General features: G+C 56.0%; 20 protein-coding genes. 8 read left to right on the forward strand and 12 right to left on the reverse strand.

Annotated elements, in window-relative coordinates; all coding sequences use genetic code 11:
* Positions 1-510: 510 nt before the first annotated feature.
* Genes ACN1CO_RS07175 through copC form a run of 3 tightly spaced genes read right to left on the reverse strand, consistent with a single transcriptional unit; the run spans position 511 to position 2,145 of the window.
* The gene (locus tag ACN1CO_RS07175) at positions 511-858 is read right to left on the reverse strand and encodes a YebY family protein (RefSeq protein WP_010670792.1); all 348 of its coding nucleotides are present in this window, start codon (positions 856-858) and stop codon (positions 511-513) included.
* 28 nt (positions 859-886) lie between these two features.
* Entirely contained in the window at positions 887-1,762 is an 876-nt protein-coding gene (gene copD, locus ACN1CO_RS07180) for a copper homeostasis membrane protein CopD (protein WP_419138403.1), read from the reverse strand.
* A 5-nt stretch (positions 1,763-1,767) separates the two neighbouring features.
* Positions 1,768-2,145 carry a copper homeostasis periplasmic binding protein CopC gene (gene copC, locus ACN1CO_RS07185; RefSeq protein ID WP_419138404.1) on the reverse strand — a complete coding sequence of 126 codons (378 nt, stop codon included), beginning with the start codon at positions 2,143-2,145 and terminating at the stop codon, positions 1,768-1,770.
* Between the two features lie 151 nt (positions 2,146-2,296).
* Between copC and ACN1CO_RS07190 the strand changes: the two genes are divergently transcribed.
* Both ACN1CO_RS07190 and exoX read left to right on the forward strand, forming a co-directional pair.
* On the forward strand, positions 2,297-2,530 hold the full coding sequence (locus ACN1CO_RS07190; RefSeq protein ID WP_010258692.1) for a DNA polymerase III subunit theta: 234 nt from the start codon (positions 2,297-2,299) through the stop codon (positions 2,528-2,530).
* Positions 2,527-3,198 (forward strand): exodeoxyribonuclease X, encoded by a 672-nt coding sequence (exoX, locus tag ACN1CO_RS07195; protein ID WP_022625523.1) that lies wholly within the window; start codon positions 2,527-2,529, stop codon positions 3,196-3,198. Before ACN1CO_RS07190 ends, exoX begins: the two co-directional genes overlap by 4 nt.
* Here exoX and ACN1CO_RS07200 read toward each other — a convergent pair.
* Together ACN1CO_RS07200 and ACN1CO_RS07205 are read right to left on the reverse strand one after the other, a co-directional pair.
* Positions 3,192-5,255, reverse strand: coding sequence for a prolyl oligopeptidase family serine peptidase (locus ACN1CO_RS07200; RefSeq protein ID WP_419138405.1), 2,064 nt, complete (start codon positions 5,253-5,255; stop codon positions 3,192-3,194). The two genes, exoX and ACN1CO_RS07200, sit on opposite strands and share 7 nt — an antisense overlap.
* A 126-nt stretch (positions 5,256-5,381) precedes the next feature.
* Entirely contained in the window at positions 5,382-6,038 is a 657-nt protein-coding gene (locus ACN1CO_RS07205) for a tellurite resistance TerB family protein (RefSeq protein ID WP_419138993.1), read from the reverse strand.
* Positions 6,039-6,203: 165 nt separating this feature from the next.
* On the opposite strand from ACN1CO_RS07205, the gene purT reads away from it, so the two are divergent.
* Complete coding sequence (purT, locus tag ACN1CO_RS07210) at positions 6,204-7,382, forward strand: formate-dependent phosphoribosylglycinamide formyltransferase (protein ID WP_419138406.1); 1,179 nt, start codon at positions 6,204-6,206, stop codon at positions 7,380-7,382.
* A gap of 34 nt (positions 7,383-7,416) precedes the next feature.
* On the opposite strand, the gene ACN1CO_RS07215 is transcribed toward purT, so the two are convergent.
* Complete coding sequence (locus ACN1CO_RS07215) at positions 7,417-8,055, reverse strand: bifunctional 4-hydroxy-2-oxoglutarate aldolase/2-dehydro-3-deoxy-phosphogluconate aldolase (RefSeq protein WP_010258674.1); 639 nt, start codon at positions 8,053-8,055, stop codon at positions 7,417-7,419.
* A 215-nt stretch (positions 8,056-8,270) separates the two neighbouring features.
* Positions 8,271-9,746 (reverse strand): glucose-6-phosphate dehydrogenase, encoded by a 1,476-nt coding sequence (gene zwf / locus ACN1CO_RS07220; RefSeq protein WP_090960230.1) that lies wholly within the window; start codon positions 9,744-9,746, stop codon positions 8,271-8,273.
* Between the two features lie 364 nt (positions 9,747-10,110).
* On the opposite strand from zwf, the gene ACN1CO_RS07225 reads away from it, so the two are divergent.
* The 3 genes from ACN1CO_RS07225 (at position 10,111) to ACN1CO_RS07235 (ending at position 13,856) form a co-directional block, all read left to right on the forward strand.
* Positions 10,111-10,989, forward strand: coding sequence for a MurR/RpiR family transcriptional regulator (locus ACN1CO_RS07225; protein ID WP_419138407.1), 879 nt, complete (start codon positions 10,111-10,113; stop codon positions 10,987-10,989).
* 107 nt (positions 10,990-11,096) lie between these two features.
* The gene (gene pyk / locus ACN1CO_RS07230; protein WP_419138408.1) at positions 11,097-12,539 is read left to right on the forward strand and encodes a pyruvate kinase; all 1,443 of its coding nucleotides are present in this window, start codon (positions 11,097-11,099) and stop codon (positions 12,537-12,539) included.
* An 84-nt stretch (positions 12,540-12,623) separates the two neighbouring features.
* Positions 12,624-13,856, forward strand: coding sequence for an MFS transporter (locus ACN1CO_RS07235; protein WP_419138409.1), 1,233 nt, complete (start codon positions 12,624-12,626; stop codon positions 13,854-13,856).
* Between the two features lie 295 nt (positions 13,857-14,151).
* Here the strand turns inward: ACN1CO_RS07235 and lpxM are convergent, their stop codons facing one another.
* The 3 genes from lpxM to znuA form a co-directional block, all read right to left on the reverse strand.
* The gene (lpxM, locus tag ACN1CO_RS07240) at positions 14,152-15,126 is read right to left on the reverse strand and encodes a lauroyl-Kdo(2)-lipid IV(A) myristoyltransferase (RefSeq protein ID WP_419138410.1); all 975 of its coding nucleotides are present in this window, start codon (positions 15,124-15,126) and stop codon (positions 14,152-14,154) included.
* Positions 15,127-15,251: 125 nt separating this feature from the next.
* On the reverse strand, positions 15,252-16,583 hold the full coding sequence (gene mepM / locus ACN1CO_RS07245) for a murein DD-endopeptidase MepM (RefSeq protein ID WP_419138411.1): 1,332 nt from the start codon (positions 16,581-16,583) through the stop codon (positions 15,252-15,254).
* Between the two features lie 12 nt (positions 16,584-16,595).
* A complete protein-coding gene (gene znuA, locus ACN1CO_RS07250) occupies positions 16,596-17,543 on the reverse strand; it encodes a zinc ABC transporter substrate-binding protein ZnuA (protein WP_419138412.1) in 948 nt (315 codons plus the stop codon).
* 77 nt (positions 17,544-17,620) lie between these two features.
* Here znuA and znuC point away from each other — a divergent pair, with 77 nt between their 5' ends.
* Entirely contained in the window at positions 17,621-18,376 is a 756-nt protein-coding gene (znuC, locus tag ACN1CO_RS07255) for a zinc ABC transporter ATP-binding protein ZnuC (RefSeq protein ID WP_419138413.1), read from the forward strand.
* Positions 18,373-19,158, forward strand: a complete 786-nt coding sequence (gene znuB, locus ACN1CO_RS07260; RefSeq protein ID WP_419138414.1) for a zinc ABC transporter permease subunit ZnuB — start codon at positions 18,373-18,375, stop codon at positions 19,156-19,158. Before znuC ends, znuB begins: the two co-directional genes overlap by 4 nt.
* On the opposite strand, the gene ruvB is transcribed toward znuB, so the two are convergent.
* Positions 19,159-20,163: a Holliday junction branch migration DNA helicase RuvB gene (gene ruvB, locus ACN1CO_RS07265; protein ID WP_078804488.1), complete on the reverse strand. Its 1,005-nt coding sequence runs from the start codon at positions 20,161-20,163 to the stop codon at positions 19,159-19,161.
* A gap of 8 nt (positions 20,164-20,171) precedes the next feature.
* Entirely contained in the window at positions 20,172-20,786 is a 615-nt protein-coding gene (gene ruvA, locus ACN1CO_RS07270) for a Holliday junction branch migration protein RuvA (RefSeq protein ID WP_010670803.1), read from the reverse strand.
* Positions 20,787-20,870: the final 84 nt, after the last annotated feature.

Consider the following 20,870-nt stretch of genomic DNA (forward strand, 5'->3'; position numbering starts at 1 on the left):
ACTGCAACGCCGTTCACTCTCAGCAAACTTCTCTCGCACGGGCTGCACAGCCTATACCTGATGCTCCTGGCAGGGCTTCAACCATGAGTAAAACAGGTGGCAGATTATCGCCACGGTGTCCCTTTCATAGAGAGGTAATAAAGCAGGGTTGTAACTTATATGAATAGGAAAAATGGCAATGACATAATGGAATGGCGTCTTGCAGAAGAGTGGAGAAGAACACAACGGAAAAAGACTAAGTTATTGATTGAAAATCATTAACTGATGGGCGGCATCTGACAAAAAAAGACCGAATACGATTCCTATATTCGGTCCAGGGAAATGGCTCTCAAGGAGCCGTGCGCTAAAAGTTGGCATTTATGAAGGCGATGTCGCCTTGCCATTTAACATTAGAACAGCGCGGTGGAATTGCCAGCAAACGGGAAGCGCAGGGGCATAAACCGGACCAGTTTGTGATCGCAACGGCAAAAAAGAGGGGTTGGGCGCAGCGCGGTGCTGCACCCGACAGGTTTATTTACCGCACAACGCCTGGGTGCGCTCAACAATCGGCTGCAGACTCATCATCTGGCCCGGATGCGCTTTATCTTCGGCCTGGATCACGCTGATCGGCTGCGCTTTCACCTGTTTGTTTTTAAACAGCGTATCGGCGATGTCGTTCAGGGGGTATGTCATCAGTGTGCTCGGGTTGATGGCAAACATCGCACCATCTTTCTCGCAGGTCAGCATCACCTCTTCACGGTTAAACGGCCACTTCTCTTTACCGATCTCAAAGCGGCTGACGGTAATGATTTGTGCCGCCAGCGCCTGGCCGCATACGGATAACAACAGGATTGCGGGGATCACTTTCTTCAGCAACATAACTACCCTTTTCTCTCTTAAACCACATTCAGGCTGGCGACAGCGTGGCAAATACGCTGACCAGCCCAACCACTCCGCACGCCAGCAGCAGTTCAAGCTGCGTCATGCGAATAAATTTTTGCTGCGTCCCGCTGCCCGCCAGGCGGAATCGCGGCACCAGCCAGTATCGGTTAATCAGCGCCACCAGCACCATCAGGGCAACCAGCAGCACTTTACACAGCAACAATACAATGTAGCGTGAATCGTGCCACGTGAGCGGCCAGCCCACGATCATCACGCTATTTATCAGGCCACTCAGCAGCGTTAACGCCACCGCCAGATGACCATAGCGCGAAAAGCGCATCATGGTGCGGATAGCGTCGGTGCGGCGATCGATCTGGCGCGCCTCCCGCATCAACAGCAACAGAGGCAGTAATCCGCCCGTCCAGAACGCCGCGGCAATCAGATGCAGTGCATGATTGATCTGCTGAAGCAATCCCGGCCAGCCATCGCGCATCGCGGCATGACCAATCAGAGCCATGCAGGCCAGTTGCAGAACGCCCGCCAGCAGTAACACCTGCTGACGCAGCCGCCCGGTCAGTAACAAACCGGCAACGGCCAGCAGGCTAAACAGGATTTCCCACAGCCACACGCCACCGAAGTGCGTGCCAATCACCGCCAGCCAGATATGGACATCGGCCAGATTGGCGCTGTCGCCGCTCATCAACACATTCTGGCAGGCCAGCATCGCCAGTGCACTCAGCAGCGCCAGCCAGGCGCTCCCTTTCACCAGCGGGTTTAACCGTAGCGCCAGCAGGGGTCGATAGCGTCCGGGTGCCAGCAGCGCACTGTAACAGGCGCTGCCGGTCAGCAGCATCACGGCGGCAAAATGCAGCGCGCGTAACAGGATCCAGAGGGTGGTCACCGGCGTTACTTCACGCTAAAGCGATAGCTTCCTGCGGTTTTATGTCCATCCACTGACAGCACATGCCAGTTAACCTGATAGCTGCCCGCTCGCAGCGGCTGAGACAGGCCCACAATCAACCGGTTTTTCTGGCCAGATTCAACGCGGGCTTTAGCAGTGGCGACAGGCTTCTGTTCACTATCCAGCAGCGTGACGCCGCTGAATGCCGCTTCAATATCTTCACTGAAGTTCAGCGTCAGCGCATCGGTGGATGTCGTTACCTGCGCTTTAGCCGCCGGGATAGAAGACTGGAGATGCGCATGCGCCGCTGCCAGCGAGCTGAATGTCATCAGTCCGGCTACCGCCAGCGCAATAACCATGCGGGAAATCAGTTTTTTATGCATAAGATCATCCTTTTAACCGCCGCCAGGGCGATAAACGTGGCAAAAGGATACGCTGCTGTATTTGCACTGTCGAGGCCAGCGATGCGATCCTTTATCCTTGATTCAGACCGCCGAAAACATTACTTTTGCCCGCTATCGTCAGGAGAATATTATGAGCCATAACCTTGCTCTGCTGTCCCAGGAAGAGAAAGACAAGATTAATGTCGATTTGGCGGCAGCGGGTGTGGCGTTTAAAGAGCGCTATAACATGCCGATCGTCGCCGAAATGGTGGCGCAGGAGCAGCCCGAAGCGCTGCGTGACTGGTTTCGTCAGCGTCTGATGCATTACCGCCAGGCGTCGCTCAGCCTGTCGCGCCTTCCTTATGAACCGAAGATGAAGCAATGATATTTCGCGTTATTGATACCGAAACCTGCGGTCTGCAGGGTGGCGTAGTCGAAGTGGCGTCCGTGGATGTGGTCAACGGTCAGATTGTGAATCCGATGAGCGATCTCACCCTGCCCGATCGCCCTATCAGCCGTCAGGCGATGGCCGTGCATCGCATCACCGAAGCGATGGTCGCCGGTAAGCCGACCATTGAAGAGGCGATCCCGCGCTATCACGGCAGTGCTTTTTACGTGGCGCACAACGCCAGCTTTGATCGCCGGATGCTGCCGGAGATGTACGGAGAGTGGATCTGCACCATGCAGCTGGCGCGTCAGCTCTGGCCGGGCATTAAATATGGCAATCAGGCACTGCGTCATTCGCTGAAGCTGGATGTCACGCCGCCCGCCGACCTGCATGCCCACCGCGCGCTCTATGATTGCTATGTTACGGCGGCGCTGCTGATTCGTATTATGGAGACCTCCGGCTGGAGTGCCTCCGAGATGATTGTGCGGTCACAACCGGCAGCCCAGCGCGATGACGTTCTGCCCTTTGGCAAATACCGCGGCCAGGCGATCGCGGTGGTCGCGCGCAAGGATCCGGGCTATCTGAAGTGGATGCTGGATAACGTCAGCGATCTGCGCCCGCCATTGCGGCAGGCGCTGCGTAAGTACCTGACCGAATCTCAGTAATACTGGGCTGGCGGTAAGGTGCCCTGCGCCAGCCCCAGCAGGAAGGTGTATTCCATCGCGATCCCTTCATAGGCTTTGTAGCGCCCCGACTTGCCGCCGTGACCCGCATCCATGTCGGTGCAGAGCAGCAGCAGGTTATTGTCGGTTTTCATCGATCTCAGCTTCGCCACCCACTTGGCTGGTTCCCAGTACTGCACCTGCGAATCATGCAGGCCGGTGGTGACCAGCAGGTGGGGATAGGCTTTCGCCTCGATGTTGTCATAAGGGCTGTACTGGCGGATATAGCGATAGTACTCCGGATCGTTGGGGTTGCCCCACTCGTCATACTCGCCGGTCGTCAGCGGGATCGACTCATCCAGCATCGTGGTGACCACATCCACAAACGGCACCTGAGCCACCACGCCGTGGAACCGTTGCGGTGCCATGTTGATCACCCCGCCCATCAGCAGACCGCCCGCACTGCCGCCCATTGCATAGAGCCGTTCCGGATGTCCGATGCCGCGTGCCACCAGCGCGTCAGTCACATCTATAAAGTCGGTGAAACTGTTCATTTTGTTCAGCAGGCGACCGCCGTCATACCATTGCTGCCCCAGCTCACCGCCGCCGCGCACCTGTATCAGTGCGTAGACAAAACCGCGATCCAGCAGGCTCAGGCGGCTGACGCTGAAATCGGCATCCATGCTGCTGCCGTAGGCACCATAACCATAGACCAGCATCGGGTTCTGGCCTGGCTGATAGTGTTTGCGGTGATAGACCAGCGATACCGGCACTTCGGTACCATCGCTGACTTTGATCCAGTGATGCTCGCTTTTGTAATCTTCCGCGTTAAAGCCTTTAACCTGGCTCTGTTTCAGTATGTGGCGTTCACCGGTATCCATATCCAGTTCAAACAGCGTGGTCGGCGTGGTCATCGACGAATAGCCGTAGCGCAGTTTGCTGGTACGCGGCGTGGGATTGTAGGCGAGCCAGGTCACATAGGTTGGATCGTCAAAGGCAATGCCGCTGGTCTCGCCGCTGGCCCAGTTAATCTGGCGCAGGCTGGTTAAGCCACGCTGACGCTCTTCCACCACCAGCCAGTCACGGAACAGCTGGAAGTCTTCCATCACCACCTGTTCGCGTGCCGGGATCAGCGTTTCCCAGCGTGACTCATCCAGATAGCGGCTGCGATACAGCCCGAAGTTTTTGCCATCCCGGTTGGATCGAATGAAAAACTGATGATCGTAATGGTCGATGCTGTACTCATGGTCGCGGCGACGCGGCAGAAACACATGCGGCTGCGCATCGGGGAAATTCGCATTGATCAGCTGGATTTCGCTGGTATTGGTGCTGTAGAGCGCAATCATGATGAACTGTTTGGAGGTGGTCTTATGCACGCTGAGATGATAGGTGTCATCCCGCTCTTCATAGACCAGTTGATCATCGGACTGTGGCGAGCCCAGTTCATGTCGCCAGACCTGATAGGAGAGCAGCGTCTGCGGATGTTTGCGCACGTAGTAGACGGTACGCGAATCGTTGCCCCAGGCGAAGCTGGATGAGGCGTTACTCAGCACTTCAGGATACCAGCTGCCGCTCTCAAGGTTGCGGAACCGGATGCCATATTGCCGCCGCGACAGGAAATCTTCGGCCAGCGCCATGACCCGGTTATCGGGGCTGATATGCAGCGCGCCCATCGTATAGAAATCGCTGTGCGAGGCGCGCTGGTTGGCATCCAGCAGCAGGCTCCACTCACCTGACTCCTCACTCGCCGCAGGCTGGCGATAATAAGCCGGATATTCGTTACCGGTCTGGTAGCGACTTTGATAACGGTAGCCGTTTTTCACATAAGGTACTGAGTGATCTTCAGGCGGCAGCCGATCGATAATCTCTTTTAATACCCGGTCCTGCAGCGGTTGCTGTGACGACATGATTTTTTTGCCGTAATTGTTTTCGGCACGCAGGTAATCAAGGACCTCGCTGTTTTCGCGTTTGTCGTCGCGCAGCCAGTAATAGTCGTCAACGCGCGTCTCACCGTGCAGCGTCATCTCGTGGGGAATTTTTTTTGCGATGGGTGCTTTCATCCATCCGTCTCCATGAACGTAATGATCTGTAAGCGTAACACTTCAGCAGCGGGAAGCCAGAGATGGCGAGAGAAGCTGCCGCTGGCGAATCACATCCTGTGACCCGTCAGCGGAATATCGGGGGGATTAACTGGCAGGCAGACGGGCTTTTTCAGCTTCAAGATCCTGCTGAATGCCGTCGCGCACATCCTGAGGAATTTTCAGCGCGTCGCCCAGCGCAGAGAGATAGCTGCGCTCCATAAAGTGATCAACGTCGATGGCGGTACAGCTGAGGAAGTAAAGCTCCAGCGCCTCTTCCTCATTTTTCACATCGGCGGCCAGCCACTGCGGATCCAGCGGGCGGTTCATCGCTTTATGGATCAGCTGTTCCGCATCCTGGCCGTAACCGGATTGATGAATATTATGCTCGATGGCTGCCCGTTCCTGATCGTCGATGTGCCCGTCGCTTTTGGCAGCAAACACCAGCGCCGTCACCAGACGTTCGGCGCGCAGATCAACGGGCGTCTGCGCCACGCCGAAGTCCGGTTCATTCTGGTGCGCTTCGCTGACCCGCTGCTTGTATTTGTTCCACAGCACCGCGCCTGCGGCCGCGCCACCACCCACAATCAGGGCTTTACCGCCATATTTGGTCAGCAGTTTGCGCGACGACTTACTGGAGATCAGCATGGCGGCCAGACCGCCCAGCGCGCCGGGTGCCAGCATGTCACTTAAGCCGCCGCCCGATTTTCCCTCACCGCCCTTCTTTGTCAGCACCGACTGAATCTGTTGCAACCAGTTATTCATCATTCACTCCTTTCAGGATGTCAGCCGCTATCCTGACCAAAAGGATGTCAGGAAACGTCAGAGCGGGAAAAGTACGGCAAACGACGGTGTCATATGGACGAAAGATGAGAACGCAAACGTTTTCGTTTATACTTGCGCGCGAATTTTGACTGCTTAGGGGAATGTATGACGACTCTCGGAACAGCGCTGCGTCCGGCGGCGACGCGCGTGATGCTATTAGGTTCAGGTGAACTGGGTAAAGAGGTGGCGCTGGAGTGTCAGCGTCTGGGTGTGGAAGTGATCGCGGTAGATCGGTACGCCGATGCGCCGGCAATGCACGTCGCCCATCGCAGCCATGTCATTAACATGCTGGATGGCGCGGCACTGGCTGCGCTGATAGCCGAAGAGAAGCCTGACTTTGTGGTGCCGGAAATTGAAGCTATCGCCACAGATACGCTGGTCGAGCTTGAGCAGCAGGGCCAGCGCGTGGTCCCGACCGCCCGCGCCGCAAAGCTGACCATGAACCGCGAAGGCATTCGTCGACTGGCGGCTGAAGAGCTGTCGTTGCCGACCTCCAGCTATCGCTTTGCCGACAGCAAGGCGCGCTTCGATGAAGCCGCCGCAGAGATTGGCTTCCCCTGCATTGTGAAACCGGTGATGAGCTCATCCGGTAAAGGTCAGAGCTTTATCCGCGACGCCAGCCAGCTTGATAAAGCCTGGGACTATGCGCAACAGGGTGGCCGTGCCGGTGCCGGTCGCGTCATCGTTGAAGGGGTCGTCAATTTTGATTTTGAGATCACCCTGCTGACCATCAGCGCGATCGATGGCATTCATTTCTGTGCGCCGATTGGTCACCGTCAGGAAGATGGCGATTACCGTGAATCCTGGCAGCCGCAGCAGATGAGTGACCTGGCGCTGCAGCGTGCGCAGGATGTCGCTGCGCAGGTTGTTAAGGCGCTGGGCGGCTATGGCCTGTTTGGCGTGGAGCTGTTTGTCTGTGGTGATGAGGTGGTATTCAGCGAAGTGTCACCGCGTCCACATGACACCGGCATGGTGACGCTGATTTCGCAGGATCTGTCTGAGTTTGCGCTGCACGTGCGAGCGTTCCTGGGTCTGCCGATTGGCGGGATTCGTCAGTATGGTCCATCGGCGTCTGCCGTTATCCTGCCGCAACTGACCAGCCAGAACGTGCAGTTTGTGAATGTCGAAGCGGCGCTGGGTGCCGGTCTGCAACTGCGGCTATTCGGCAAGCCGGAGATCAGCGGTCAGCGTCGTTTAGGCGTGGCGCTGGCGAGCGGTGACACCACCACTCAGGCGATTGCACGTGCAGTTGCCAGTGCTGCCGCGGTCACGGTTCAGGGGTAAAGGTGTGCGGTGAGCAGATGCTCACCGCCATCACTTACTTCGCGCCTTCTACAGCTTCGCGTGCCAGGCGGGTGATGCGATCCCAGTCGCCCGCTTCCAGCGCGTCGTTAGGAACCAGCCATGAACCGCCGATGCACAGCACGCTTTTCAGCGCCAGATAGTCACGGTAGTTGGCCGGAGAGATGCCGCCGGTCGGGCAGAAACGCACCTGCGGGAAAGGTCCGCCAATCGCCTGCAGCGCTTTAACACCGCCATTCGCTTCTGCCGGGAAAAACTTAAACTCGCGCAGACCATAGTCCATACCGGTCATTAACTCAGAAACGGTGCTGATACCCGGAATCAACGGAACCGGCCCTTCAACCGCTGCTTTCAGCAGTGATTCCGTGACGCCAGGGCTGATAACAAACTGCGCACCGGCATCGGTCACTTCCTGTAACTGCTGCGGATTGATTACTGTGCCCGCACCGACGATCGCATCCGGCACTTCTTTGATCATCGCGCGTAAGGCATCCATCGCCACCGGTGTGCGCAGCGTCACTTCCAGCACTCTGACACCGCCTGCCACCAGCGCTTTCGCCATCGGCACGGCGTGTTCCAGTTTGTTCACCACGATGACCGGCACGACAGGTCCGGTGGTCAGAATCTGTTCAGCACTCGTTTTCCAGTTTTTCATCAGTTCCCCTTGCTTGATAACACCGGGATTGCGACCCGGTCATGGAGCTTCGGCTCCTGCCCTGTAAATTGCGTCACTACCATACATGATCAGCTTCCTGAGCGTCTATCATCCTGCGACCCTTTTTGAAACAGCAGTTCAGTTTTATCTGCATCCATTGGCCCGGTTTAAGGGCGAAAAAAAAGCCCGCGTTGCGGGCTTCATCATCACTTCAGTTATTCAAACTCATTCCACGAGCGGCCATCGCGGGTGATCATCGCTACTGAGGCCACCGGGCCCCAGGTGCCTGCCTGATACGGCTTGGATGAGTCGCCATCCGCGGCCCACGCATCGATGATCGAATCGACATAGGTCCATGCGGCTTCCACTTCATCACGACGAACAAACAGCGCCTGAATACCGCGCATGCTCTCCAGCAGCAGACGCTCGTAAGCATCAGCAAGGTGCGACTGGTTAAACGTCTCGGAGTAGCTCAGATCCAGCTTGGTGGTCTGCAGTTTGTGCTTGTGATCCAGACCTGGCACTTTGTTCAGGATCTCGATATCCACACCTTCGTCCGGCTGCAGACGAATCGTTAGCTTGTTCTGCGGCAACTCTGAGTAAGAATCTTTAAACAGGTTCATCTCAGGATTCTTGAAGTAGACCACGACTTCAGAGCACTTGGTCGGTAAACGCTTACCGGTACGCAGGTAGAACGGTACGCCTGCCCAGCGCCAGTTGTCGATATCGACACGAATAGCCACGAAGGTCTCGGTGGCGCTCGACTTATTAGCACCCTCTTCTTCCAGGTAGCCCGGCACTTTTTTGCCCTGCACAAAACCAGAGGTGTACTGACCGCGCACGGTTTTCTCGCGCACGTTGGTCTGATCGATGCGGCGCAGCGAGCGCAGCACTTTGACTTTTTCGTCACGGATGCTGTCGGCGCTGAGATCGGACGGCGGTGACATGGCGATCATGGTCAGAATCTGCAACAGGTGGTTCTGGATCATGTCGCGCATCTGGCCCGCTTTATCGAAGTAACCCCAGCGGCCTTCGATACCCACTTCTTCGGCCACAGTGATCTGCACATGGTCGATGGTACGGTTATCCCAGTTATTTACGAAGATAGAGTTAGCAAAGCGCAGCGCCAGCAGATTGAGCACGGTCTCTTTGCCGAGATAGTGGTCAATACGGAATACCTGGCTCTCTTCGAAGTATTCGCCAACGCTGTCGTTGATCTCCTGCGAGGTTTCCAGTGAGGTGCCCAGCGGCTTCTCCATCACGACGCGCGCCGGTTTAGCATTCAGCTTCGCGGTGCCCAGGCCCTGACAGATCGCGCCGAAGGTGCTCGGTGGCATCGCAAAGTAGTTGATGGTGGTGCGGTTTTTCTGGTCCAGCATCTTGCCCAGTTTCGGGAAGTGCGTGGTGTCATTCACATCGAGGTTGCAGAAGTCGAGACGGTTGCTGAGTTTGTCCCACAGCGCTTCGTCAATCTTCTCCTTCATGAAGGTTTCCAGCGCTTCACGTACCACTTTGGTGTATTCCGCTTTATCCCACTCAGCACGGCCGACACCAATAATGCGGGTTTCCTCATGGATCTGACCCGCTTTCTCTAACTGGTACAGTGAAGGCAACAGTTTACGGCGTGCAAGATCGCCTTTGGCACCGAAAATCACCAGATCGCATGCCTGGGCTATTTGTGTTACCGCCATTTTCCTCTCCTCGTTGCAGGATAGTCCGGTGGTGATGCATCCTCTGCCACCGGGTCCAGGTTATTATTTTCTTTCAGCACAATGTACTTTTTTCCCCGCGCCAGGTAAACCGACTCGCCGGGTCAACCGCAATAACTCTGTACCGGATGTGCTAAGCGCGTGTGATGACACGTGCGGATTGCCGGTTTTTTCTGTTTCTGTTGGTGTCAGAAAAATCAGGCACCGGTCAAAGTATCCCAAAAAATGGGGCGCCACACTTGTCAGCCGTTGCGCTTGCCGGGTGCTGGCGCGATATAGTCGCTGTTAATCGGCTCCTGCGACAGTGATAATTGAAATTGATAAAAGTGATTATGGTCATCGGCTTATGAATATGCTGGAAAAAATTGAGGCGCAGTTTGCTGCGCTGAGCAAAGCGGAACAGAAAGTCGCCCGGCAGATTCTGGCTGAACCGCAGGCGGCGATGCACTCCAGCATCGCGACCCTGGCTGGCATTGCCGGTGTCAGTGAGCCCACCGTGAATCGCTTCTGTCATCGACTGGGCGCACGGGGCTTCCCCGACTTTAAACTGCAGCTGGCGCAGAGCCTGGTGAAAGGCAGCAACTGGGTCAGCCGGGGCGTAGAAGATGACGACACGGTGGAGAACTACAGCCACAAAATCTTCGACTCGGCGCTGGCCGGGTTGCAACGGGTCCGGGATCAGCTGAACAGCGCGCAGCTAGAACAGGCGGTGAACCTGCTTGCGCAGGCCGATAAACTCGCCTTTTTCGGGCTGGGTGCATCCGCTGTAGTGGCACATGACGCTTTCACTAAATTTCTGCGCTTTAATCTGCCGGTCATCTGGTCAGACGATATTGTGATCCAGCGCATGAGTTGCATAAATAGTCGAGCCGGTGACGTTTTTGTTCTCATTTCGCATACTGGGCGCACAAAAAATATGGTAGAACTGGCTCGCCTGGCCCGTGTAAACGGTTCCACCGTTATTGCCATCACCTCTCCCGATTCACCCCTTGCCCATGAAGCAGCGATAGCTTTAGTGCTTGATGTCCCGGAAGATACTGATGTCTATTTGCCGATGGTGTCGCGCCTGGCGCAGTTGACCGTGATCGATGTGCTGGCGACCGGTTTTACCCTGGAACGGGGTGCGCCCTTCCGGGAAAACCTGAAACGCGTGAAAGAGGCGTTGAAAGCGTCGCGTTACGAAAAGAACACCGTTCGGGAAGAGGATGATCAGCAAAAAAATTAACATCACATTTACAATGTGAGTCGTATCACAACCCATCGATCATATAGAATAGATAACCATGCCGTGTCCACAGTCCATGACACGCTTAAATGTATATGGAGTCCCCGATGTCAAGACGTCTCAGAAGAACCAAAATCGTTACAACCCTCGGCCCGGCCACCGATCGTGATAATAACTTAGAAAAAATCATCGCTGCCGGCGCGAACGTTGTACGACTCAACTTCTCTCACGGCACGCCAGAAGATCACCAGCTTCGTGCCGATAAAGTGCGCGAGATTGCTGCCAGACTGGGTCGCCACGTGGCTATCCTGGGTGACCTCCAGGGTCCAAAAATTCGTGTATCTACCTTCAAAGAAGGCAAAGTTTTCCTGAATATCGGCGACCGCTTCCTGCTGGATGCCAATCTGGGTAAAGGCGAAGGCGATAAAGAGCGCGTCGGTATCGACTACAAAGGCCTGCCTGCAGATGTGGTGCCGGGCGATATCCTGCTGCTGGATGATGGCCGCGTGCAGCTGAAAGTGCTGGAAGTTCAGGACATGAAAGTGTTCACCGAAGTCACTGTTGGTGGCCCGCTGTCGAACAACAAAGGCATTAACAAGCTGGGCGGCGGCCTGTCGGCTGAAGCACTGACCGAAAAAGATAAAGCGGACATCATTACCGCCGCTAAAATCCGCGTCGATTATCTGGCCGTCTCCTTCCCACGTTGTGGCGAAGATATGAACCTGGCGCGTCGCCTGGCGCGTGAAGCGGGTTGCGACGCTAAACTGGTTGCTAAAGTGGAACGTGCGGAAGCCGTAGCCAGCCAGGAAGCGATGGATGACATCATCCTGGCCTCTGACGTCGTGATGGTGGCGCGTGGCGACCTGGGCGTTGAGATTGGCGATCCGGAACTGGTCGGCATTCAGAAAGCATTAATTCGCCGTGCCCGCCAGCTTAACCGCACCATCATTACCGCGACTCAGATGATGGAGTCGATGATCACGAACCCGATGCCGACCCGTGCAGAAGTTATGGACGTAGCGAACGCCGTGCTGGATGGTACCGATGCCGTGATGCTCTCTGCGGAAACCGCAGCGGGCCAGTATCCGGCTGAAACCGTCTCGGCAATGGCGAAGGTCTGCCTGGGCGCGGAGAAGATCCCAAGCGTCAACGTCTCCAAGCACCGTCTGGACGTGCAGTTCGACAACGTCGAAGAAGCAATCGCCATGTCTTCTATGTACGCGGCGAACCACCTGCAGGGCGTCACGGCGATCATCACCATGACCGAGTCGGGCCGTACTCCGCTGATGACCTCACGTATCACCTCTGGCCTGCCGATCTTCGCGATGTCACGCCATGAACGCACCCTGAACCTTACCGCGCTCTATCGCGGTGTAACGCCGGTGTTCTTCGACAGCAACAACGACGGTGTGGCAGCCGCACACGACGCGGTTAACCTGCTGCGTGATAAAGGCTTCCTGGTCTCCGGCGATCTGGTCATCGTGACGCAGGGTGATGTGATGGGCGCCACCGGCACCACCAATACCACCCGTGTGCTGCGCGTGGATTAATTGAGCCTGGGTTTACATTGTCGGTGTAGAATCAACGACGCGACTGCCTGGCAGTCGCGTTTTCTTTTCTGACAAGGAGGCAAGATGCCCCGTTTCCAGCCCATCAGCCAGCTTACCGGCCGAATTTTACTCTTTCCTCTGGCGTTAGTGCTGTTCGAGTTTGCCACTTATATTGCTCATGACATGATCCAGCCTGGCATGCTGATCGTTACCAATGAGTTCTCCGTCGGCCCTGAATGGGTTTCCACCTCGTTAACCGCTTACCTGATGGGTGGCGTGGTGCTGCAATGGCTGCTGGGTCCGCTCTCCGATAAGTTTGGCCGGCGACCGGTGATGCTCTTCGGCATCCTGTTCTTTGCTGTCGCCTGCATGCTGACGCACTGGGTCAGCTCGATTGAAGAATTTGTCAGCCTGCGCTTTATTCAGGGCATCAGCCTCTGCTTTATTGGCGCGGTCGGCTATGCCGCGATTCAGGAAGCCTTTGATGAGGCGCTGGCAGTGCGCATGATGGCGCTGATGGCCAACGTCGCGCTTTTGGCTCCGCTGGCAGGCCCATTGGCCGGTGCAGCCTGGCTCACCGTGGGTAGCTGGCGTAGCATGTTCTGGCTGTTTGCCGCCTGCAGCCTGGTCGCTTTTGTGGTGCTGTGGCGCGTCATGCCCGAAACCGCTGGCGACCGCAGTCACTCCATCGCCCTGCCTAATCTGGCGCGCAACTATGGCCGACTGATGAAAGATCGGCTGGTGATGTTTGGCTCCTTTGCTATCGGGCTGGTGTTTATCCCGATCCTCACCTGGGTTGCCCTTTCGCCGGTCATCCTGATGCATGACGAAGGTCTGTCACGCATGCAGTACGCGCTGCTGCAGCTGCCGGTGTTCCTGGCGATGATCGCCGGTAATCTGACGCTGAGTAAGCTGGCCGGACGCGTGCCGATTGAACAGCCCGTGAAGTTCGCCGCCTGGCCGATTCTGATTGGCCTGAGCCTGGCACTGGTGGCAAGCCTCCTCAACAGTCACGGTTATCTGCTGATTACTGCGGGCCTGAGCCTCTACGCCTTTGGTGCTGGCATGGTGAATGCCGGACTCTATCGCCTGACGCTTTACGCCAGCAATGAAGGCAAAGGCAGCGTAGCGGCGATGCTGGGGATGATCAGTATCCTGACGCTGGCGGTGGGAATTGAACTGGCGAAAAGCGGTTACTTCAGCGGCGGCACGCTATGGTTCTGTCTGATTAACTTTATCAGCGGCGTGCTGTGGTTTGGTCTGGTGATCCTGTTTATGCGCGAGCGTAAACGTCGCAGCAGGCTGGAGGCATTATAAAAATACGGCGGGTTATGGTTTCAATCTGACAGTGGTGAATAAACTTAAGGCGCAGGGAACACGGGCAGAGGAGGAAAGCGTCCCGCGCCAGGGACAAAAACGCCGGGAGCGTTTTTGAACAACGCAACGCGTTGGCCCGGCAACGGGCGCACCTCAGGGATGAGGTGCGTAATCGCGCGGGCCGAGCGGCCAGGGAATGGCTTAAGCGCCTTTCCGATCTGACCGTGTTCCCTAAGCATTCTCGCTATTCAGAACGGATAAAACGTACAAAAAAGGCCGCGAAAGCGGCCTTTTTCTATTTGCGCGGATAAAGCTCTTTGCGCGAATAGGGTTCAATATCACCCTCTTTACGGGTCTTCAGCAGCTTCAGGATCCACGTGTACTGCTCGGGATGCGGGCGGACAAACACTTCCACCTCTTCATTCATCCGGCGAGCCAGCTGATGATCATCCGCTTCCAGCAGGTCATCCATCGGCGGACGCACATAAATCTCAAGCTTGTGCGTTTCACTGTTATACACCGGGAACAGCGGCACCACGCGGGCACGACACACCTTCATCAGTCGGCCTACCGCAGGCAGTGTCGCCTTATAGGTAGCAAAGAAATCGACGAACTCGCTGTGCTCAGGACCATGATCCTGATCGGGCAGATAATAACCCCAGTAACCCTGACGAATCGAACTGATAAACGGCTTGATCCCGTCATTACGGGCATGTAACCGACCGCCATAACGACGACGTGCTGTGTTCCAGGCATAGTCCATCAGCGGGTCGCTCTGATTATGGAACATCGCCGCCATCTTCTGGCCTTCTGACGCCAGCAGCATGGCAGGAATATCCACCGCCCAGCCGTGTGGCACCAGGAAAATGACATTCTGCTGGTCAGCCATCATCTGATCGATAATGTCACGACCATGCCACTCAACACGCTCACGGATACTCGCCGGATCGCGCAGTACCAGCTCGGTCATCATTGCCATTGCCTGCGGTGCGGTCGCAAACATTTCATCAACCAGCGTGGCACGCTGCTCTTCGCTGAGTTCAGGCAGACAGTAATAGAGGTTAATGAGCGCACGGCGACGTGCACCCTTTGCCAGCTTACCGGCGAAACGGCCTAAGCGGCCCAGCAGCGGATCGCGCACTTTCGGCGGTAAATAAGCCAGACCCGCCAGCGCACCAATTGCCAGCCAGCTGCCCCAGTACTTAGGTTTGAGAAAAGAACGTTCAAAAACGGGAATAAATTCAGTGTTATTTTTTTTACGGGTTTCCATGCACTCGCCTCAAGCAATGACCGGCTAATGATAGTGACGACCTGAAAATTTGCAATCATCCTGCGCCAGATAGCAAAAAACCGACGGGGAAACCGTCGGTTTTTGCGCGATTTGACGAAATTCGCTTACTTCAGACCCAGCTGAGGCAGCCAGGATTTCACCTGTGCCATATAATCGCTGCGATCTTTGCCGGTCAGGCCTTCCATGCGCGGCAACTTCGCCGTTAATGGGTTGACCGCCTGATTATTGATCCAGATTTCGAAATGCAGATGCGGCCCGGTGGAGCGTCCGGTATTGCCGGACAGTCCGATACGGTCGCCACGCTTCACTTTCTGACCTGGCTTCACCAGCACTTTCTTCATGTGCATATAGCGCGTCATATACTGACGGCCATGTCGGATAGCGACGTAGTTACCGGCGGCTCCGCCGTTCTTCGCCACGACGATCTCACCATCACCCACCGCCAGCACTGGCGTACCGATTGGCAGCGCGAAGTCGACGCCTTTGTGCGGCGCAATGCGGCCAGTCACCGGATTAAGACGACGCGGATTAAAGTTTGAAGAGACACGATACTGCTTAACCGTCGGGAAGCGCATAAAGCCGCGAGCCAGACCAGAGCCGCTGCGATCGTAGAACTTGCCATCTTCGGCGCGGAAAGCGTAATAGTCTTTGCCACCGCTGCGCAGGCGCACCCCCAGCAACTGACTCTGCGCACTCTTACCATCCAGCATTTCGCGTGACATCAGAACGCTGAACTGGTCACCGGCACGCAGCTTACGGAAGTCCATCTGCCACTGCATCGCTTTGATCACGGCGCTGGCTTCGGCACTGCTCAGCCCTGCTCGCTGGGCGCTGGCGGCAAAACTGCCACGCACTTCGCCCTGCATCACGCTGTTGCGCCATTCGCCCTTCTGCATCTCCGCATCCATCTTAAAGCCACCTGCCGGGGTGCGCTCATAGGTGCGGGTCTCGCGGCGGGAAATTTCCCAGCTCAGGGTTTTCAGTCCACCATCATCATCCAGCGTCCAGCTCAGCTGCTGACCGACCTGCAGATTTCGCAGATCGCGATCGCTCACCACCAGCGCATTAATATCGCTGATGTCGATGCCATACTGATTCAGTGCACTGCTCAGGGTATCGCCGGATGACACGGTGTAGTCGTGAACCCCTGCCGTATCCGGCGCGTCGGTGTCGACATCGTCCGCAGGCAGCTCTTCGTCCGGTTCCGGTGTGCTCTGATCGATCGGCTCACTGGCTTCCGGCAACAGCGTGCGGAACGTGTTCTTATCCAGCTCAATGTTTTTAACGATGGGCGTGACATCATCGGTGGGATGATAAACGTAGGGCCGCCAGACTGCGACGGCCAGAGTCACTACAGTTAAAGAACCCAGCATTACGCGGTGGGGGCGCGGCAAATTATTAAATGCGAGGGCGACAGAGCGGGCTATCTGCTGCACTTTTACCTATTCCTATGCTCCATTCAGGCAGCTTTCATACTGGCTCGACAGTTGTGAGAGAAATTTCACATAGCTGTCTTTGGCTAAGCTGATGTCTGTGCCCAGGGGATCGAGCGTGCCTTTACGCACCTGCGTTCCGCGGGAGACAGCATCGATGACTGCTGGTCTGAATTGTGGCTCAGCAAAGACGCAGACCGCCTTTTGCTCAACCAACTGTGTTCGTATCTGGTGTAAACGCTGAGCGCCCGGTTGAATTTCAGGATTGACGGTAAAGTGCCCGGTGGGCGAAAGACCGTAGTGCTTTTCAAAGTACGTGTAAGCGTCGTGAAAAACGAAATATCCTTTATTTCTTACCGGAGCAAGTTGTGCGCTAACGCGTTTGTCCGTGTCCGCCAAAGCTACCTCAAACTGCTGGAGGTTGGCGTCAAGTTTGGCCTTATCCTGCGGCATAAGTTCCAATAATTTTCCATGGATTGCAACCGCGGTTTTGCGCGCAATCTCTGGCGACAACCACAGGTGCATATTAAACTCGCCGTGATGATGGTGATGAGCTTCAGCATCCTGATCTTCGGATTTTTCCGCTGTGTGTTCATCTTCATCTTCACCACCGCTAATCAATAACGGTTTTACCCCGTCGATGTTAACCATCGCGAGGTTTTTTTGGGCCGGGAGTTCAGCCGCAGATTTCGCCATAAAGGCTTCCATTTCAGGCCCGACCCAGACGACTAAGTCCGCGTTTTTTAAGCGTTTTGCATCAGAAGGTCGCAGGGAGTAATCGTGTTCAGACGCACCGTCCGGCAGCAGTACCTCAACCGGCGTAACGCCATCAGCAATGGCCGCAGCAATAAAACCTACCGGTTTGAGTGAAGCCACGACATTCGCCTGGGCAGGAAGGGTTAACAAAGCTGAAACAGATAAAGCCGTTAAGGCGAAAATTGCGCCCTTTTTATTATGTAACATATTGCGTCATTCCATCGTGACCATGAGGTGGAATGTGATATTATAACATTCGAAATTCTGTGCAACCTGTAAATACTATGACCTCACTTGTCACACTCGATAACGTTTCGATAAAATTTAACCAGCGCAATGTGTTATCAGGCGTCAGCCTGACCTTGCAGCCTGGCCGCATCCTCACCCTGCTGGGTCCTAACGGTGCCGGAAAATCAACGCTGGTGCGTGTGGTGCTCGGCCTGCTCGCACCCACGACCGGGTCTGTTAAGCGTGATCCCGATCTGCGTATTGGCTATGTGCCGCAGAAGCTGCACATCGACCCTACCCTGCCGGTGACGGTAGAACGCTTTATGCGTCTCACGCGTGGCAGCAAAAACGCCGAGATCCTGCCGGCACTGAAACGTGTTCAGGCGGGTCATCTGCTCCATTCCCCGCTGCAAAAGCTCTCCGGCGGTGAAACCCAGCGTGTGCTGCTGGCGCGCGCCCTGCTGAATCATCCTCAGTTGCTGGTGCTTGATGAGCCGACACAGGGTGTGGATGTGAATGGTCAGGTTGCGCTGTATGACCTTATCAACCAGCTTCGCGTGGAACTGAACTGCGGCGTGCTGATGGTCTCCCACGATCTGCATCTGGTCATGGCCAAAACAGACGAAGTGTTGTGCCTCAACCACCACATCTGCTGTTCCGGTACCCCGGAAGCGGTCTCGCAGCATCCGGAATTTATCGCCATGTTCGGCCCTCGCGGCGCAGAAGAGCTGGCGATCTACCGTCATCATCATAATCACCGTCACGACCTTCAGGGACGTATCGTTTTACGCAAAGGACAGGGTTCATCATGATTGAGTTGTTATTACCGGGCTGGATAGGCGGTGTGATGTTAGCGCTGGCTGCCGGTCCGCTGGGTTCGTTTGTGGTCTGGCGCAAGATGTCTTATTTCGGCGATACCCTGGCGCATGCATCCCTGCTCGGCGTGGCATTTGGCCTGCTGTTGAACGTCAATCCTTACTACGCAGTGATTCTGGTGACGGTCTGCCTGGCGCTGGGACTGGTCTGGCTGGAGCGTCGTCCGCATCTGGCAATCGACACCCTGCTGGGGATTATGGCGCATAGCGCGCTGTCGCTGGGGCTGGTGGTCGTCAGCCTGATGAAGAACGTGCGCGTCGATCTGATGGCGTATCTGTTTGGCGACCTGCTGGCGGTGACGCCAGACGATCTCTGGATGATGGGTGGCGGCGTGGTGATTGTGCTGCTGGTAATGGCGTGGCAGTGGCGGTCGCTGCTGTCGATGACCATCAGTCCGGAACTGGCGCAGGTCGATGGCGTCAACATCCAGCGAACCCGACTCATTCTGATGCTGGTCACGGCGCTGACGATTGGGGTAGCGATGAAGTTTGTCGGTGCGCTGATTATCACCTCACTGCTGATTATCCCTGCTGCAACCGCACGCCGTTTCGTGCGCTCACCGGAAGGCATGGCGGCCGTCGCGGTGGTCATCGGGGTCATCGCCGTCACAGGCGGTCTGACCTTCTCCGCATTTTACGATACGCCAGCCGGGCCGTCAGTGGTGCTCTGCGCCGCCATCCTGTTTATCTTCAGCATGGTGCGCAAACCGGAAATGTAACTACTCTTCGCGCGTCATGCCGAAGTGACGATAAGCGTGCTGCGTGGCCATCCGGCCACGCGGTGTGCGCTGAATAAAGCCCTGCTGAATCAGGAAGGGTTCAATCACATCTTCGATGGTTTCCCGCTCTTCACCAATCGCAGCAGCCAGGTTATCCAGCCCTACCGGTCCACCCATAAATTTGTCGATGATCGCCAACAACAGTTTTCGGTCCATGTAATCGAACCCTTCGCTGTCTACATTAAGCATATCCAGCGCACTGCAGGAGACTTCACCGCTTAAATCACCGTTTGCCCGCACTTCTGCGAAGTCACGCACGCGACGCAGCAGGCGGTTGGCGATACGCGGTGTGCCGCGTGCGCGGCGGGCAATCTCTAATGCCCCTTCGTCACTCAGCGTCAGACCCAGACAGGCGGCGCTGCGGCCCACGATGTGCTGCAGATCTTTAACCTGATAGAATTCCAGACGCTGCACAATGCCAAAACGATCGCGCAGCGGCGAGGTCAGCGAGCCTGCACGCGTGGTGGCACCAATCAGGGTAAACGGCGGCAAATCGAGCTTAATGGAACGCGCAGCCGGGCCTTCGCCAATCATAATATCCAGCTGATAATCTTCCATCGCCGGGTAGAGTATCTCTTCCACCACCGGTGAGAGGCGATGGATTTCATCGATAAACAGGACGTCATGCGGTTCAAGGTTGGTCAGCATCGCCGCCAGGTCGCCCGCCTTCTCCAGCACCGGACCTGAGGTCGTGCGAAGATTAACGCCCATCTCGTTGGCCACAATGTTCGCCAGGGTGGTTTTACCCAGTCCCGGCGGACCGAAGATCAGCAGATGATCGAGCGCATCGCCGCGCAGCTGCGCTGCCTTGATGAAAATCTCCATCTGCTCACGCACCTGCGGCTGACCGACATACTCGGTCAGCATCTTCGGGCGAATAGCGCGGTCAATAACCTCTTCTTCGCTGATACTGGCAGCGGAGATCAGGCGGTCGGCTTCTATCATGAATTACCTCAAATGGCGGCGCGAAGCGCTTCGCGGATCAGGGTTTCGCAATCCGCATCCGGTCGACCGACTTTACTGATCATACGGCTCGCTTCCTGCGGTTTATAACCCAGTGATACCAGCGCGGCAACCGCTTCGGCTTCCGCATCATTGGTTTCCGGTTCGGCGCTCGGCGTGGTCAGCGTAAACGCTGAATCACCGCCAAACAGGTCGCCGTGCATCCCTTTGAAGCGGTCCTTCATTTCGACCACCAGACGCTCAGCCGTCTTCTTGCCTACGCCTGGCAGTTTCACCAGTGACGCGATCTCTTCTTTCTCAACAGCGGTCACAAACTGCTGCGCCGACATGCCGGAGAGGATCGCCAGCGCCAGCTTGGGTCCGACGCCATTCACTTTAATCAGTTCGCGAAACAGCGCGCGTTCCTGCTTGCTGTTAAAACCAAACAGCAGCTGCGCATCTTCACGCACCACGAAGTGGGTAAAAATCACCGCTTCGTGCTGAAGTTCAGGCAACTCATAAAAACAGGTCATGGGCATATAAATTTCATAGCCGACGCCGTGTGCCTCAAGCAGCACCAGTGGCGGCTGCTTTTCCAGAATATTGCCCCGTAAACGACCTATCACCTGAATGCTTCCTTAACTAACGAATGTGGTGGATTTTATAACATAAAAAAGGCTGGATGAATATCCAGCCTGAGAGTGAGACCT

The organism is Pantoea sp. R13S299 (genome assembly GCF_048515925.1).
Classification (GTDB): Bacteria; Pseudomonadota; Gammaproteobacteria; order Enterobacterales; family Enterobacteriaceae; genus Pantoea.